Below are 14086 nucleotides of genomic sequence, written 5' to 3'. Positions count from 1 at the left end.
CCGTCACCGCTCCTTTCCATGTCCTGACAAAATATGTCAGGACAAACCATTGACGTACAGCGCTGACGAGCGTACACCTATCCCCGGTGTTCGGAGTCACAACGAATTCGATCACTGACCCGGCAACGGCTGCCGGGTGCCACCCGGCGGAGGGACACGTGGCGATGCGGCTCGTGAGACTCGGTGCGTGAGGCCGTGCTGTCGGCCCTCGTGCGCACCCGCGCGCACCGGCCCGACGCCGTGGCCGAGGCCGCCGCCGCCCGTCGTCGCCCCGCCTCTCCCTTCGGCGAGCACGGCCGGCTCATGATGGTCGCCGCGGACCACCCCGCCCGGGGTGCGCTCGGCGCGGGCGACCGCCCGATGGCGATGGCCGACCGCGCCGACCTGCTCGACCGGCTGGCGCTCGCCCTGTCCCGCCCCGGCGTCAACGGCGTGCTCGGCACGCCGGACGTCCTCGAGGACCTGCTCCTGCTGGGCGCCCTCGACGACAAGGTCGTCGTCGGCTCGATGAACCGCGGGGGCCTGGCCGGCACCGCCTTCGAGCTCGACGACCGCTTCACCGCCTACGACCCCGCGAGCATCGCCGCCGCCGGGTTCGAGGGCGGCAAGATGCTCCTGCGGATCGACGCCGACGACGCGGCCAGCGTCGCCACGCTCGAGTCCTGCGGGCGTGCGGTGTCCGGCCTCGCCGGGCACCGCCTGATGGCCATGGTCGAACCGTTCCTGTCCCGCCGTATCGACGGCCGGGTCCGCAACGAACTCACCGTGGAAGCGATGACCCGGGCGATGACCGTCGCCGCAGGTCTGGGCACCACGTCGGCCTACACCTGGCTGAAGGTGCCGATCGTCGGGGACGGCGGGCAGGACATGGCGCGGGCGATGGCCGCGACCACCCTCCCCGCGGTGATCCTCGGCGGGGAGGTGGCCGCCGACCAGGAGGCCACCTTCGCGACATGGAGCAAGGCGCTCGCCCTGCCCACCGTGCAGGGGCTGGTCGTCGGCCGGTCCCTGTTGTACCCACCGGATGACGACGTCTCGGGGGCCGTCGACGCCGCGGTCCGGTTGCTGTAGAAGCACCGCACCACACCACTCACCGTTGAGAGTTCGGGAAGGACAAGGATGTTCCGATCAGGCAAGCGGGTCGTCGCCCTCGTGGCGGCCCTCGCGGGAGCGGCGCTCGTCGCGGCCGGTTGCAGCAGCCAGGGCGGTGCGCAGCAGAGCAACACGAACGCCACGGCGCAGCGCTACACGATCGCGATGATCACGCACGAGCAGCCGGGCGACTCGTTCTGGGACAAGATCCGGGCGGGCGCCGAGCAGGCGGCCAGCGAGCTCAACGTCGACCTGAAGTACTCGAACAACAACGACGCCGGCCAGCAGGCCACGCTGGTCCAGAACGCCATCGACTCCAAGGTCAACGGCATCGCCGTGACCCTCGCGTTCGCCGACCAGGTCGGGCCGGCGGCCCAGAAGGCCGTGCAGGCGGGGATCCCGACCGTGGCGTTCAACTCGGGCATCAACGAGTACCAGAAGTACGACATCCCGATGTACTTCGGTTCCGACGAGGACCTGGCCGGCCAGTCTGCCGGCCAGCGGCTCGCCCAGGCCGGCGGCGGCAAGGCCCTCTGCGTGGTCCAGGAGCAGGGTTCGGTGGCGCTCGAGGCGCGCTGCGCGGGCGTGAAGAAGAGCTTCCCGAGCACGGAGAACCTGCAGGTCAACGGCGCCGACCTGCCGTCGGTCCAGCAGACCATCGGGGCCAAGCTGCAGCAGGACCCGTCGATCACCGACGTCGTCACCCTCGGCGCGCCGTACGCGCTCGCCGCGCTGCAGGCCAAGACGGACGCCGGCAGCCAGGCCAAGGTCGTGACCTTCGACCTCAACGCCGACGTGGCCAAGGCCATCCAGAGCGGCCAGATCCTGTTCTCGGTCGACCAGCAGCCCTACGTCCAGGGCTACATGGCCGTCCAGTCGCTGTGGCTGAACCTGACCAACGGCAACGACCTCGGCGGCGGCAAGCCCGTGCTCACCGGCCCGTCCTTCGTCGACAACACCAACATCAGCAAGATCGCCGACTACGCGGCGAAGAACACCCGCTGACCCGATCCGTCCGTGGGGGCCGCCACCCGGCGGCCCCCACGGACGGGACCCGATCCAGGAGCGTCCAGCGATGAGCTCACCAGTCGCGACCCCGCCGTCGCCCCCGTCCACGCCCTCCACCGGTACCGAGCCCGTGCGCGTGCAGCGTTCCCTCGGCGCGCGCATCCTCTCCCGGCCCGAGGTCGGTTCCCTCGCCGCGGCGATCGCGATCTTCGTGTTCTTCTTCGCGATCGCCCCGCCCTTCCGCACCGCCGAGGCCTTCTCCACGATCCTCTACTCCGCCTCGACCATCGGCATCGTCGCGCTCGGCGTGGCGCTGCTGATGATCGGCGGCGAGTTCGACCTCTCCTCCGGCGTCCAGGTCACCACGGCCGCGCTGGCCTCGTCGATGATCAGCTACCAGTTCTCGCTCAACGCCTGGGTGGGCGCGCTCGCCTCGCTGGTCATCGCGCTGGCCATCGGCTTCGCCAACGGCTGGCTGCTGATCAAGACCAAGCTGCCCAGCTTCCTGATCACCCTGTCGACGTTCTTCATGCTGCAGGGCATCAACCTCGGCGTGACCAAGCTGCTCACCGGCGCGGTGGCCACCCAGAACATCTCCGACCTCGACGGGTTCGACTCGGCCAAGGCGATCTTCGCCGCCGACGTCAATCTCGGCTTCGTCAACGTCAAGGTCTCGGTGTTCTGGTGGATCCTGTTCACGCTGGTCGCCACCTGGATCCTGCTGCGGACCAAGACCGGTAACTGGATCTTCGCCGTCGGCGGCAACCAGGACTCCGCCCGCGCGGTCGGTGTCCCGGTGGCCAAGGTCAAGATCGGGCTGTTCATGGGCGTGGCGTTCTGCGCCTGGTTCCTCGGCCAGCACCTGCTGTTCAACTTCTCCACCGTGCAGGCCGGCCTGGGCGTGGGCAACGAGCTGATCTACATCGTGGCCGCGGTCGTCGGCGGCGCGCTGCTCACCGGCGGCTACGGCTCGGCCATCGGCGCGGCGATCGGCGCGTTCATCTTCGGCATGACCACCCAGGGCATCGTCTACGCCGGCTGGGACCCCAACTGGTTCAAGACCTTCCTGGGCGTCATGCTCCTGCTCGCGGTCCTGCTCAACCTGTACGTCAAGAACTCCGCCTCGCGGCGCAAGTAGGGATGTGACCCGGATGACCGACACGATCATCGAACACGCCGACCGCAGCCTCGAGGTCGGCACCCCCCTGGTCGAGATGGAGGGCGTGGGCAAGGCCTACGGCGCCATCCGCGCCCTGGAGGGGGTCAACCTGACCGTCAACGCCGGCGAGGTCACCTGCGTGCTGGGTGACAACGGCGCCGGCAAGTCCACCCTCATCAAGATCATCTCCGGGTTGCACCCGCACACCGAGGGCACGGTCAAGGTCGACGGCGCCGAGGTGCACTTCGGATCGCCGCGCGAGTCGCTGGACCACGGCATCGCCACCGTCTACCAGGACCTCGCCGTGGTCTCGCTGATGGAGGTGTGGCGCAACTTCTTCCTCGGCTCCGAGCTGCGCAAGGGCCGCTGGCCGGGCGCGCCGCTCGACATCGCGGCGATGCGCGAGATCGCCGACTCCGAGCTGAAGAAGATGGGCATCTTCGTCAAGGACATCAACCAGCCCATCGGCACGCTGTCCGGCGGCCAGCGCCAGTGTGTGGCGATCGCCCGCGCGGTGTACTTCGGCGCCCGGGTGCTGATCCTCGACGAGCCCACCGCGGCGCTGGGGGTCAAGCAGTCCGGGGTGGTGCTCAAGTACACCGCCGCCGCCCGCGACGCCGGCCTCGGCGTGGTGTTCATCACCCACAACCCGCACCACGCCTACATGGTCGGCGACCACTTCATCATCCTGAAGCTGGGCCGCCGGGTGCTGGACAAGAAGCGCTCCGAGGTCTCCCTCGAGGAGCTGACCGCCGAGATGGCCGGCGGCCAGGAACTCGCAGAGCTCGCCCACGAACTCAAGCGCTGACCCGCGCACCTGCGGCCGGTCCCCGCCCGGGGACCGGCCGCAGCCGTGTGCGCCCCTCCCCCCGAAAGGCGGTTCCCCGTTGAGCACCCTCCGCATCGGCCTCGCCGGCCTCGGCCGCATGGGCCGCATCCACGCCGACAACCTCGCCGGGCGGTGCTCCGTCGCCCGGCTCGGCGCGGTCTACGACGCCGACCCCACCGTCGCCCGGGAGGCGGGCGAGCGCTACGGCGTGCCGTGGACGGCGAGCTTCGAGGAGCTGCTCGCCCACCCCGACGCCGAGGCCGTCGCCGTCGCGACGCCGACCGGCGCGCACGCCCCGATGACCGTCGCGGCGGCGCAGGCGGGCCGGGACGTGTTCTGCGAGAAGCCGATCGCCCTGGACCGGGCGACGACCGTCGCCACCGTCGAGGAGGTGCGGCGGGCCGGCGTGCAGTTCCAGGTCGGCTTCCACCGGCGCTTCGACCCGGACTGGGCCGCGGTCGCCGAGCGGATCCGGGCGGGCGAGCTGGGCGAGGTCGCGCTCTTCCGCAGCTCGCTGCGGGACATGGCGTCGCCGCCCGCGTCGTTCCTCGCCGGGTCGGGCGGGTTCTTCCGCGACGTCACCGTCCACGACCTCGACGTCGCCCGCTGGCTCGTCGGCGAGGTCGTCGAGGTGACCGCGCACGGTGCCGCCGTCTCCGACCCGGAGGGCTTCGCGGCCGTCGGCGACGTCGACACCGCCGTCGTGGTGCTGCGCTTCGCCTCCGGCGCGCTCGGCGTGATCGACAACAGCCGGGCGTCCGGCTACGGCTACGAGTGCTCCACCGAGGTCATGGGAAGCCGGGCCACCGCGCGCATCGACAACCCGTACCGCCGCGGCTACGAGTGGCGCACCCCCGGCCTGACCAGCCGCGACCTCGTCGCCGACTTCCAGGAGCGCTACCCGCTGGCCTACGCCGCCGAGCTCGACGCCTTCGCCCGCGCGGTCCTCGACCGCTCCCCCGTGCAGGTCTCCGGCGAGGACGCCCTCGCGGCCTTCGACCTCGCCGAGGCCGCGGACGAGTCCTGGCGGACCGGCCGGACCGTCGCCGTCCGGTACACCGGCACGGGCTACGCGCGGTCCTCCGTGAGCGGAGTGAGTGCGTGACCGGGCTGCGGATCGGGCTGCTCGGCGCGTCCCGGATCGCCGACGAGGCCGTCGTCCGGCCCTCGGCGACGACGCCGGACCGGCTCGTCGCCGTCGCCGCCCGGAACCGTGGGCGGGCCGAGGAGTTCGCCCGCCGCTTCGGCGTCGAGCGGGTCGTCGAGGACTACGCGGCGCTGCTCGCCGACCCCGAGGTCGACGTCGTCTACAACGCGCTGCCGAACGCCCTGCACGCGCCGTGGAACCTGCAGATCGTCGCCGCGGGCAAGGCCCTGCTCGCCGAGAAGCCCTTCGCGGGCTCGGCGGCCGAGTGCCGTGACGTGCGCGAGGCGGCCGTCGCGGCCGGAACGCCCGTGTTCGTCGGCTACCACTACTTCCACCACCCGCTGTACCGGCGGCTGGCCGAGGTGGTGGCCGCGGGCGCGATCGGCGAGGTCACGGCCGTCGAGACGCGGATGCGGATGCCGGCGCCCCCGCCCGACGACGTCCGCTGGTCCCTCCCCCTCGCCGGCGGCGCGCTGATGGACCTCGGCTGCTACGCGGTGCACACCCTGCTGATGATCGCGCCGTCCCTCGGCGGCGCGCCCGTGCTGGTGGACGCGCGGACGGGCGAGCGCTCACCGGGCGTCGACGAGTGGGCCGACGCCACGTACCGCTTCCCGGGCGGGGCGGAGGGCCGGATCCACTGCCACATCGCCGCGCCGGGCTGGGAGATGTCGCACCGGGTCGTCGGGACCCGCGGCGAGGTGCTGGCCCCGATGTACGCCCTGCCCCACCGCGACGACCGGCTGATCGTGCGGGTCGGCCACGACGAGCGGGTGGAGCGGCTCGGCACCACCCCGACCTACGACTTCCAGTTCGCCGCGCTGCGGGGGTACCTGACCGGCACCGCGCCCCTCCACCGCGGCGCCGCCATGGACTTCAGCGTGGAGATCGCGGAGCAGCTCGACGCGATCTACCTGGCCACCGGCCTCCCGCTGCGGCCGGCCGGGGTGGCGGTGACCTGAGCGCTCATACCCGCTCGCGTTGTGGAACCGCAGTGCGCTCGAATCGGCCGCGAAACCGCATTGTGGAACCATGATGCGCTCGATGCGGGGCCGAGAGCGCGTTGTGGAACCACGATGCGGCGCGCTCCGCTCCTGCACGGCTGCTGATGCGCTCAGTCGGAGGGGCGGGGCGCGGCGGTGGTGCGGCGGACCGTGAGGTAGGGCTCGAGGACCTGCTCGGGCCCCGCCTCACCGCGCCCGCCGTCCAGCCGCGCGACCACGGCCTCGACCGCGCGGCCGGCGAGGCCCGCGGTGTCCTGCCCCACCGTCGTCAGGCCGACGTGGGCCATGCGGGCGAGCGGGTCGTCGTCGTAGCCGACCACGGAGACCCGGCCGGGGACGTCGATCCCGTTGCGGGCCAGAGCGTCGAGCAGCCCGACGGCGGTGCGGTCGTTGAAGGCGACGACCGCGGTGGGCAGGTCGCCCTCCGCGAGCAGGGCCTCGGCCGCGCGGATCCCGATGATCTCGGTGCCCGCGGGAGTGCCGTGGCCGGGCAGCACCCGCGGCTCCAGCCCCCGCGCCGCCATGGCGCGCAGGTAGCCGTCGCGACGGTCCTGGGCCACCGTGCCGGGGCCGCCGTCGACGTAGGCGATCGCGGTGTGCCCTAGGCCGTGCAGGTGGTCGACGGCCAGCGCGGTGCCGGCCTCGTCGGCGGTGCGCACGACGTCGGGCCGCGTCCGGCCCGGGCCCGGCGGCGGGTCGAGGCGGCGGCAGAGCAGCACCAGCGGGACCGTCGCGGCGAGCTCGCTCAGCCGGTCGACCGGCGCGTCCGGGCCGATGAGGACCAGCGCCTCGCAGCGGGAGTCGAGCAGTGTCTCCACCGCGCGGTCCTCGCCGCGGCTGCGGGTGATGGTGGAGAGCACGAGGTCGTAGCCGCGGGCCTCGGCGGCGTCCTGCAGGTGCTCGGCGACGTCGGCGTGGAAGGGGCTGCGGACGTCGATGAGCAGGCCGATCAACCGGCTGCGACGGCGGGCGAGCAGGCTCGCGGCCCGGTCGGGCCGGTAGCCGAGCCGCTGCGCCGCGTCGAGCACCCGGGCGCGGGTCTCGGCGCTGGGGCCGGGCGCGCCGCGCAGCACCAGGGACACCGAGGCGGGCGAGACGCCCACCGCGGCGGCCACGTCGTCGAGCCGGACCCGGCGACCGCCGTTGCCCGCCATCCCACCTCCTCGGCCGCGCGTCGTCCCGCGGCCCCCGTATCGAAGCACGCCACCCGTCCGCTCCCCCGACGAGCGAACGGCCCGCTCGCTCACACCTACTGAACGAGAGTGCCGCTCGTGCATCCGGGAAGCGCGGGGGGCCTTGACACCACCCCGCCGCGGCCTGGACCATACTCGTGGTTGAAGCGCTTTAAAACTCCAGCGCTCCCGGCGGCCCGACCCGCCCCCCGATCCTGGAGGACCTTCGATGACGAGCTCCGTCCGCCCCTACGCGCCCGTGTGGCTCGACCCGGCCGACGCCCGCCTCGACGACCTGCGCACCGTCGTCGAGCAGGGGACCGATCCGGCGGCCTTCCCCCTCGCCGAGGTCGTCTGCGGCGTCCCGGTCTACGACGGCGAGCGGCTGCGCCGCGAGGCCGCCGGCGACGGCCGGCGCGCGGTCCAGGCCGAGCTGGTGCGCGCCCTCCTCGACGGTCCCGGGATCGTCGTGATCACGGGCGCCTACCCGGACCGGGCCGTCGTCGACCGCGCCACGGACGCCTTCTTCGCGCTGATCGAGCAGCAGAAGGCCACCGGCGCCGCCGTCGGGGACCACTTCGCCGCGCCCGGCAGCAACGACCGGATCTGGAACGCGCTGGAGAAGCTCGCGGTCGCCGACCCGGACACGTTCGCCGCCTACTACGCCAACGACGTCCTGGCCGTGGTCTCCGAGGCCTGGCTCGGCCCGGCCTACCAGATCACCTCGCAGGTCAACGTCGTGAACCCGGGCGGGAAGGCGCAGTCCCCGCACCGCGACTACCACCTCGGCTTCATGAGCCCGGCCGGCGCGGCCCGCTACCCCGCCCACCAGCACGCGCTGACCCCGGCGCTGACCTTGCAGGGCGCCGTCGCGCACTGCGACATGCCGGTCGAGACGGGGCCGACGCTCTACCTGCCGCACTCGCAGAAGTTCGCGCACGGCTACCTGGTCGCCGAGCACGAGGAGTTCCGGGCGTTCTTCGCGGAGCACCACGTGCAGCTGCCGCTCGGGTGCGGCGACGCGGCGTTCTTCAACCCGGCGCTGCTGCACGGCGCGGGCACCAACCGGTCGGCCGACGTCCGGCGGATCGCCAACCTGCTGCAGGTCTCGTCGGCGTTCGGGCGGGCAATGGAGTACGTCGACCGCGGCCGGGTGTGCCGCGCGGTGCTGCCCGCGTTGCGCCGGATGCGGGCGGCGGGCGCCGACGAGGCGCAGCTGCGCCGGGTCGTCGCGGCCTCGGCCGAGGGCTACGCCTTCCCCACCGACCTGGACCGCGACCCGCCGGTCGACGGGCTCGCCCCGCCGTCGCAGGCCGACCTGCTCACCGAGGCCGTCCTGCTCGGCCACGACGACGACACCTTCGCCGCGACCCTCGCGGCCCATTCCGCCAAGCGAGGCTTCTGAATGCTGCTCGAGGACAAGGTCGTACTGGTCAGCGGCGGGACGGCGGGGGTCGGCGCCGCCGTCGCCCGCGCCGCCGCCCGGGCCGGCGCCTCGGTTGCCGTCACCGGGCGCCGCCGGGAGCCGGGTGAGAAGGTGGCCGCCGAGCTGCGTGAGCTGGGCGCGGCCGCCCTCTACCGGCCCTGCGACGTCGCCGACCCCGCGCAGGTCCGCGCGGCCGTCGACTCCGTGGTCGCCGAGTTCGGCCGGGTCGACGGGCTGGTCAACGCGGCGGGCCTCACCGACCGCGGGAGCCTCGTCGACACCACGCCCGAGCTGTTCGACCGGCAGATCGCGATCAACCTCAAGGGCCCGTTCTTCGCGATGCAGGCCGTCGTGCGGGACATGCTGCGGCGCGGGGCACCCGGCTCGATCGTCAACATCGGGTCGGAGGCCGCCCACGGCGGCGCGCCCGTCCTGGCCCCGTACGTCGCGGCCAAGGCCGGGCTGGCCGGCGTGACGAAGAACGCCGCGCACGCCCACCGCTTCGACCGGATCCGGATCAACCAGCTGAACATCGGCTGGACGGACACCGAGGGCGAGGACCTCACCCAGCGCCGGTTCCACGCGGCCGGCGACGACTGGCGCGAGCGCGCCGCCGAGCGGCTGCCCGCCGGCCGGCTCGCCGACCCGGACGAGATCGCCGAGATGGTCGTGCTCCTGCTCTCCGACCGCAGCGGCGTGGTCACCGGGTCCGTCCTGGACTGGGACCAGGCCGTGCTCGGCGCGCACGACTGACCCGCCCACCACCGACCCCGCTCACCAGCGACCCCGTTCACGACGGACCGAGAAGAGGCACACCGATGTCCGCACCCAAGATCGCCGGCGCCCCCATCTCCTGGGGCGTGTGCGAGGTCCCGGGCTGGGGCCACCAGCTCACACCCGAGCGCGTGCTCGCCGAGATGGCCGAGGTGGGGCTCGTCGCCACCGAGTTCGGCCCGGACGGCTTCCTGCCCGACGACCCGGCCGCCAAGGCCGCCACGCTCGCCGCGCACCACCTCACCGCTGTCGGCGGCTTCACCCCGACGCTGCTGCACCGGCCCGACCACGACCCGGTCCCCGGCGTCGAGGCGCTGCTCCCGAGCTACGCGGCGGCCGCGGCCGGCACCCTCGTCCTCTCCGCCGACACGGGCCTGACCGGCTACGACTCCCGCCCCGAGCTCGACGACGCCGGCTGGAAGACCCTCCTGGTCAACCTCGACCGGATCAGCGCGGTCGCCGCCGCGGCGGGCATCGAGACCGTGTTGCACCCGCACGTCGGGACGATGGTCGAGACCGGCGACGACGTCCGGCGCGTGCTCGAGGGCTCGTCGATCGCGCTGTGCCTGGACACCGGGCACCTGCTGATCGGCGGCACCGACCCGGCCGAGCTGAGCCGCCAGGCCCCGGAGCGGGTGGCGCACACGCACTTCAAGGACGTCGACCTCGGCCTGGCCCGCCAGGTCCAGGACGGCCGCCGGACGTACACCGAGGCCGTCCGGGACGGCATGTACCGGCCGCTCGGCACCGGCGACGTCGACTTCGGCTCGATCGTCGCGAGCCTGCAGGGGCGCGACTACCAGGGCTGGTACGTGCTGGAGCAGGACACGATCCTCACCGAGGCCCCCACCGGCGTGGGTCCGGCCGCCGACGTGCACACCAGCGTCGAGCAGCTCAGGAGCCTGCTGTCCCGGCCGTGACGGACCGACCTCGCCCCGCGCGGGTCCGACCGGGGGTCACGCCCGGACCCGGGTCCCGACGGCGAGGAGGGCGGCGGCCGCGCCGGTGCCGGCGAGCAGCACGAACAGCTCGGGGTAGCCGCCGAGCGCGGCCGCCAGCGTGGCGCCGGCCCACGGGGCGACCGCGGTCGCGGTCATCGCCGGCGCGGAGAGGATGCCGCTCAGCCGCCCGTAGTGCGCCGCGCCCCACCGGTCGCTCACGGCCGTCGCCTGCAGCAGCGTGAAGATCCCGCGCGCCGCCCCGGTCAGCATGGCCAGCGCGACGAGCAGCGGGACGGGGCCGGGCGCCAGGCCGAGGAGCAGGGTGGTCGCGCCGAGCGCACCGAGCACCAGCACGGATCGGGCCCGTGCGGGCATCGCCGTGAGCCGCCCGTAGCCCAACCGGCCGAGCACCTGCCCGACGCCGCCGAGGCCCAGCGCCCACGCCGCCGTGCCCGTGGAGAGACCGCGCTCGAGCAGCAGCGGGACCTGGTTGACCACCACCGCGAACGCGGTGAAGGCGCCGAGCCCGACCGCGGCCGTGACCAGGACGAACGGTCGGCTGCGGGCGATCGGGCCGGGGTCGGTGTGCAGGCCGTCGACGGGCGCGGGTGCGTCGGGCCAGGTCCCGCGCAAGCCGAGGAGGTGGGCCGGGACGGTCACCACCAGGAGCACCCCGGCGAGCACGAGGTAGGCGTCCCGCCAGCCGAGGTGCCCGAGCAGCGTCGCGGTGAGCGGGGCGAACACCGTGCTGGCCAGCCCGCCGAGCAGCGTCACCGCGGTGAGCGCGGTGACCCGCCGGGGCCCCCACCAGCGGGTCAGCGCGGCGAACGCCGGCGGGTAGAGCGTCCCGGCCATCGCGATCCCGGCGAGCAGCCAGGCCCCGAGGAACGCCGCGAACGAGGGCGCGAGCGCGATCCCGACGACCGCGGGCACGCCGACCGCGGACGCCGCGGTCATGATCCACCGTGGTCCCCAGCGGTCGAGCGCGCGGCCGAGCGGGATCCCGACCAGCGCCGAGGTGACCAGCCCGGCCGAGAAGGCCCCGGTGACGGCCCCGATCGACCAGCCGGTCTCCCGGGACAGCGTGGGCGCGAGGACCGGGAAGGCGTAGTAGAGGACGCCCCAGCTGGTCACCTCGGTCACACAGAGGACGGCGAGCACCCGGCGCAGCCCGCTGCGCCCGAGCTCCGCCGTGCCGTCCACGCCCGCCACCCTGCCTCCACCGACGCGGGCCCGCAGGACCGGCCACGGCGGGGACGGGCGGTCGTCAGCGAAGCGTCAGGTCGGTGAACGCGTCTCGATCTCCGCCAGGTACGCCTCCTCGGCGGGCCTCGGCCGTCGCGAGGTCGAGCCGCACGGTGTCCCCGGCGGCGAGGCGCTCAGCGCATCCGGCGCGCCGAGGCCCCGGCGCCGGCCACCAGGCTGCTGATCACCAGCCCGATCACCAGGTGGATCACGGAGGTGGCCACCCGCTCGCCGATCGGCGCGGAGCCGAGCAGCGGGAGCAGGGCCGCGACCACGGTCACCAGGCCGACGATCCACGTCAGGTAGGTCATCGGCCGCGGCGTGGAGACGAGCAGCAGGTGCGCGAGGCCCGTCGCGGCCAGCGCGGCCACCGCCGAGAGGACGCAGAGCAGCACGGTGCGCGAGTCGCCGAGCGCCCCGGAGCTGGCCGGTCCGTTGAAGGCGATGCGCAGGACCGCGCGCACGATCAACGTCCCCACCATCGCGACCAGCGCCGCGACGATCGCCGTCGCGATGCCCGCCGCCCAGAGCCGGCCCGCGTCGACCGAGGGCTTCGGCGCCCGCGGCGGCTCGTACTCCTGGGCGTACTGCGGGTCGCCGTACCGTTCCCCGTGCTGCTGGTACTGGTCCTGGTCGGGGAGCCGCCGGGTCTCGTCCCCGCGGTCCCAGGTGCCGTACCCGCCGCCCGATCCGTAGCCGCCGGCCATCCCGTTCCCCTCGCCGCACCGCCGTCGCTGTCTGCCGCGCCAGTCTGTCGGCGCGGGCTCGAGCGGCCAAGGCGCCACGGCGCCACGACCGGGTGGGCCTACGCTGGGTCCGTGTCCGTCCCCACCCCGCCCGGTCCCGCGCTCCCGGGTGCCGCCCTGCAGCTCCCGAAGCTCCTGCTCGGGCTGGTCGCCGCGGCGGCCGTCGCGCACGGCGGGCTCGCCGTCGTCGGCGGGGTGCTGTGGGCGCAGGTGCTCTCCGCGGTGCTCTGTGCGGCGGGGCTGGTCGCGGTCGCGTACCTCGTCGCGCGGCCGGTGCCGCACGTCGTGCTGGGCACCGCGGTGCTGGGGATGCTCGGCGTCGCGAGCTTCCTGGGCGTGCTGGGCGCCGCCCTCGCCACCGGCGGGCACCCGGTGTCCGGCTGGGTCGGGCCGTGGGGCATCGCCGCGGTGATCCTCGACTCCTCGGTGGTCCGGATCGCGGCGGCCGTGCTGCGCCGCGCGGAGAACGCGGGTCGCGCACGGCCCTGAGCCCTCGCGACGATGAGCCACGAGATCCGCACGCCGATGAACGCGATGATCGGCATGTCCGGGCTGCTGCTGGACACCGACCTCGGGCCCGAGCAGCGCCACTTCGCCGAGATCGTCCGGGACAGCGCGCACGCCCTGCTGCTCATGATCGACGACACCCTCGACTGCTCGAAGATCGAGGCGGACCGGCTCGAGCTGGAGCGGCGGCCGTTCCCTGTCGCCGAGTGCATCGAGGGCGCACTGGAACTGGTCGCCGCCGACGCCGCCGCCAAGGACCTCGAGCTGCTCTGCGTGGTCGAGCCCGGCACCCCGTCCGGCCTGGTCGGCGACGTGACCCGGGTGCGCCAGGTGCTGCTGAACCTGCTGAGCAACGCCGTGGAGTTCACCGCCCACGGCGAGGTCACGGTGACCGTGGACTCCCGGCCGTCCGGGGACGGGCACGAGTGGCGGTTCACTGTGCGGGACACCGGCGTCGGCATCCCGGCGGACCGGCTGGGGTCGATCTTCGAGGCGTTCACGCAGGTCGACGCGTCGACCGCCCGACGCTACGGGGGCACCGGCCTCGGCCTGGCGATCTACCGGCGACCGGCCGAGCTCATGGGTGGGTCGGTGACCGCGGAGAGCCCCCGGCGACGGGACGTCGGTCACCGTGACCGTGCAGGCGGAGGCCACCGAGGGCGGGCGCCGCGATCCCGTGCCCGACGCCGGCCGCGCGCTCTCCGGCCTGCGCGCGCTCGTCGTCGACGACCATCCCGGCAGCCTCCGGCTGCTGCGCCGGCGGCTCGGGGCGTGGGGCATGCAGGTCAGGGACACGACCTCGCCGGCCGCTGCGCTGCACTGGCTGGACGAGGGCCGCCGGTTCGACGTCGCCGTGCTCGACGAGCGGATGCCCGGGCTCGACGGCCCGGGCCTGGCCGCGGCGACACGCGCGGCCCGCGGGCGCGGGGATGCCACTGGTCCTGCTCACCTCGCTCGGCAGCCTCCCATGGAGCGACCGCACCGGGATCGCCGCGGTGCTGAGCAAGCCGTTCCGACGGCGCTGCGCGGCATCTGA

General features: G+C 74.0%; 14 protein-coding genes and 1 pseudogene. 12 read left to right on the top strand and 3 right to left on the bottom strand.

The window, feature by feature from the left end; all coding sequences use genetic code 11:
* Positions 1-183 precede the first annotated feature (183 nt).
* From ACQP04_RS16005 to ACQP04_RS15980, 6 genes are all read left to right on the top strand, one after another.
* Positions 184-1071 (top strand): Cgl0159 family (beta/alpha)8-fold protein, encoded by an 888-nt coding sequence (locus ACQP04_RS16005; protein ID WP_433507823.1) that lies wholly within the window; start codon positions 184-186, stop codon positions 1069-1071.
* Between the two features lie 48 nt (positions 1072-1119).
* Positions 1120-2097: a substrate-binding domain-containing protein gene (locus ACQP04_RS16000; protein WP_433507822.1), complete on the top strand. Its 978-nt coding sequence runs from the start codon at positions 1120-1122 to the stop codon at positions 2095-2097.
* Positions 2098-2167: 70 nt separating this feature from the next.
* Positions 2168-3238, top strand: a complete 1071-nt coding sequence (locus ACQP04_RS15995) for an ABC transporter permease (protein WP_433507821.1) — start codon at positions 2168-2170, stop codon at positions 3236-3238.
* 13 nt (positions 3239-3251) lie between these two features.
* Positions 3252-4067 (top strand): ATP-binding cassette domain-containing protein, encoded by an 816-nt coding sequence (locus tag ACQP04_RS15990; RefSeq protein ID WP_433507820.1) that lies wholly within the window; start codon positions 3252-3254, stop codon positions 4065-4067.
* 79 nt (positions 4068-4146) lie between these two features.
* Entirely contained in the window at positions 4147-5193 is a 1047-nt protein-coding gene (locus tag ACQP04_RS15985) for a Gfo/Idh/MocA family protein (protein WP_433507819.1), read from the top strand.
* Positions 5190-6197 carry a Gfo/Idh/MocA family protein gene (locus tag ACQP04_RS15980; protein ID WP_433507818.1) on the top strand — a complete coding sequence of 336 codons (1008 nt, stop codon included), beginning with the start codon at positions 5190-5192 and terminating at the stop codon, positions 6195-6197. The genes ACQP04_RS15985 and ACQP04_RS15980 overlap by 4 nt, the downstream gene beginning before the upstream one ends.
* A gap of 152 nt (positions 6198-6349) precedes the next feature.
* On the opposite strand, the gene ACQP04_RS15975 is transcribed toward ACQP04_RS15980, so the two are convergent.
* Complete coding sequence (locus ACQP04_RS15975) at positions 6350-7393, bottom strand: LacI family DNA-binding transcriptional regulator (RefSeq protein WP_433507817.1); 1044 nt, start codon at positions 7391-7393, stop codon at positions 6350-6352.
* Between the two features lie 247 nt (positions 7394-7640).
* Between ACQP04_RS15975 and ACQP04_RS15970 the strand changes: the two genes are divergently transcribed.
* The 3 genes from ACQP04_RS15970 to ACQP04_RS15960 all read left to right on the top strand — a co-directional run bounded on the left by ACQP04_RS15970 (position 7641) and on the right by ACQP04_RS15960 (position 10531).
* Complete coding sequence (locus ACQP04_RS15970) at positions 7641-8816, top strand: phytanoyl-CoA dioxygenase family protein (protein ID WP_433507816.1); 1176 nt, start codon at positions 7641-7643, stop codon at positions 8814-8816.
* Positions 8817-9590, top strand: coding sequence for an SDR family oxidoreductase (locus ACQP04_RS15965; RefSeq protein ID WP_433507815.1), 774 nt, complete (start codon positions 8817-8819; stop codon positions 9588-9590).
* A 65-nt stretch (positions 9591-9655) separates the two neighbouring features.
* Positions 9656-10531 carry a TIM barrel protein gene (locus ACQP04_RS15960; RefSeq protein ID WP_433507814.1) on the top strand — a complete coding sequence of 292 codons (876 nt, stop codon included), beginning with the start codon at positions 9656-9658 and terminating at the stop codon, positions 10529-10531.
* A 36-nt stretch (positions 10532-10567) separates the two neighbouring features.
* On the opposite strand, the gene ACQP04_RS15955 is transcribed toward ACQP04_RS15960, so the two are convergent.
* Positions 10568-11755 (bottom strand): MFS transporter, encoded by a 1188-nt coding sequence (locus ACQP04_RS15955; RefSeq protein WP_433507813.1) that lies wholly within the window; start codon positions 11753-11755, stop codon positions 10568-10570.
* A 176-nt stretch (positions 11756-11931) separates the two neighbouring features.
* Positions 11932-12504, bottom strand: a complete 573-nt coding sequence (locus tag ACQP04_RS15950; protein ID WP_433507812.1) for a DUF6069 family protein — start codon at positions 12502-12504, stop codon at positions 11932-11934.
* 111 nt (positions 12505-12615) lie between these two features.
* Between ACQP04_RS15950 and ACQP04_RS15945 the strand changes: the two genes are divergently transcribed.
* From ACQP04_RS15945 to ACQP04_RS15935, 3 genes and pseudogenes are all read left to right on the top strand, one after another.
* Positions 12616-13032, top strand: a complete 417-nt coding sequence (locus ACQP04_RS15945) for a hypothetical protein (RefSeq protein ID WP_433507811.1) — start codon at positions 12616-12618, stop codon at positions 13030-13032.
* Positions 13033-13044: 12 nt separating this feature from the next.
* A pseudogene (locus ACQP04_RS15940) lies at positions 13045-13650 on the top strand (sensor histidine kinase); the annotation flags it as partial.
* A 31-nt stretch (positions 13651-13681) separates the two neighbouring features.
* Positions 13682-14086: a response regulator gene (locus tag ACQP04_RS15935; RefSeq protein ID WP_433507810.1), complete on the top strand. Its 405-nt coding sequence runs from the start codon at positions 13682-13684 to the stop codon at positions 14084-14086.

This window comes from Pseudonocardia halophobica (genome assembly GCF_050948485.1).
Classification (GTDB): domain Bacteria; phylum Actinomycetota; class Actinomycetes; order Mycobacteriales; family Pseudonocardiaceae; genus Pseudonocardia; species Pseudonocardia halophobica.
Note: the sequence above shows the minus strand (reverse complement) of the source record. Positions and strands in the feature narration are given on the sequence as shown.

Excerpts from the sequence above, each read along its gene's own strand:
- ACQP04_RS16000 (WP_433507822.1), top strand. The coding sequence starts at position 1,120 with ATGTTCCGATCAGGCAAGCGGGTCGTCGCCCTCGTGGCGGCCCTCGCG.
- ACQP04_RS15995 (WP_433507821.1), top strand. The coding sequence starts at position 2,168 with ATGAGCTCACCAGTCGCGACCCCGCCGTCGCCCCCGTCCACGCCCTCC.
- ACQP04_RS15990 (WP_433507820.1), top strand. The coding sequence starts at position 3,252 with ATGACCGACACGATCATCGAACACGCCGACCGCAGCCTCGAGGTCGGC.
- ACQP04_RS15975 (WP_433507817.1), bottom strand. The coding sequence starts at position 7,393 with ATGGCGGGCAACGGCGGTCGCCGGGTCCGGCTCGACGACGTGGCCGCC.
- ACQP04_RS15970 (WP_433507816.1), top strand. The coding sequence starts at position 7,641 with ATGACGAGCTCCGTCCGCCCCTACGCGCCCGTGTGGCTCGACCCGGCC.
- ACQP04_RS15965 (WP_433507815.1), top strand. The coding sequence starts at position 8,817 with ATGCTGCTCGAGGACAAGGTCGTACTGGTCAGCGGCGGGACGGCGGGG.
- ACQP04_RS15960 (WP_433507814.1), top strand. The coding sequence starts at position 9,656 with ATGTCCGCACCCAAGATCGCCGGCGCCCCCATCTCCTGGGGCGTGTGC.
- ACQP04_RS15950 (WP_433507812.1), bottom strand. The coding sequence starts at position 12,504 with ATGGCCGGCGGCTACGGATCGGGCGGCGGGTACGGCACCTGGGACCGC.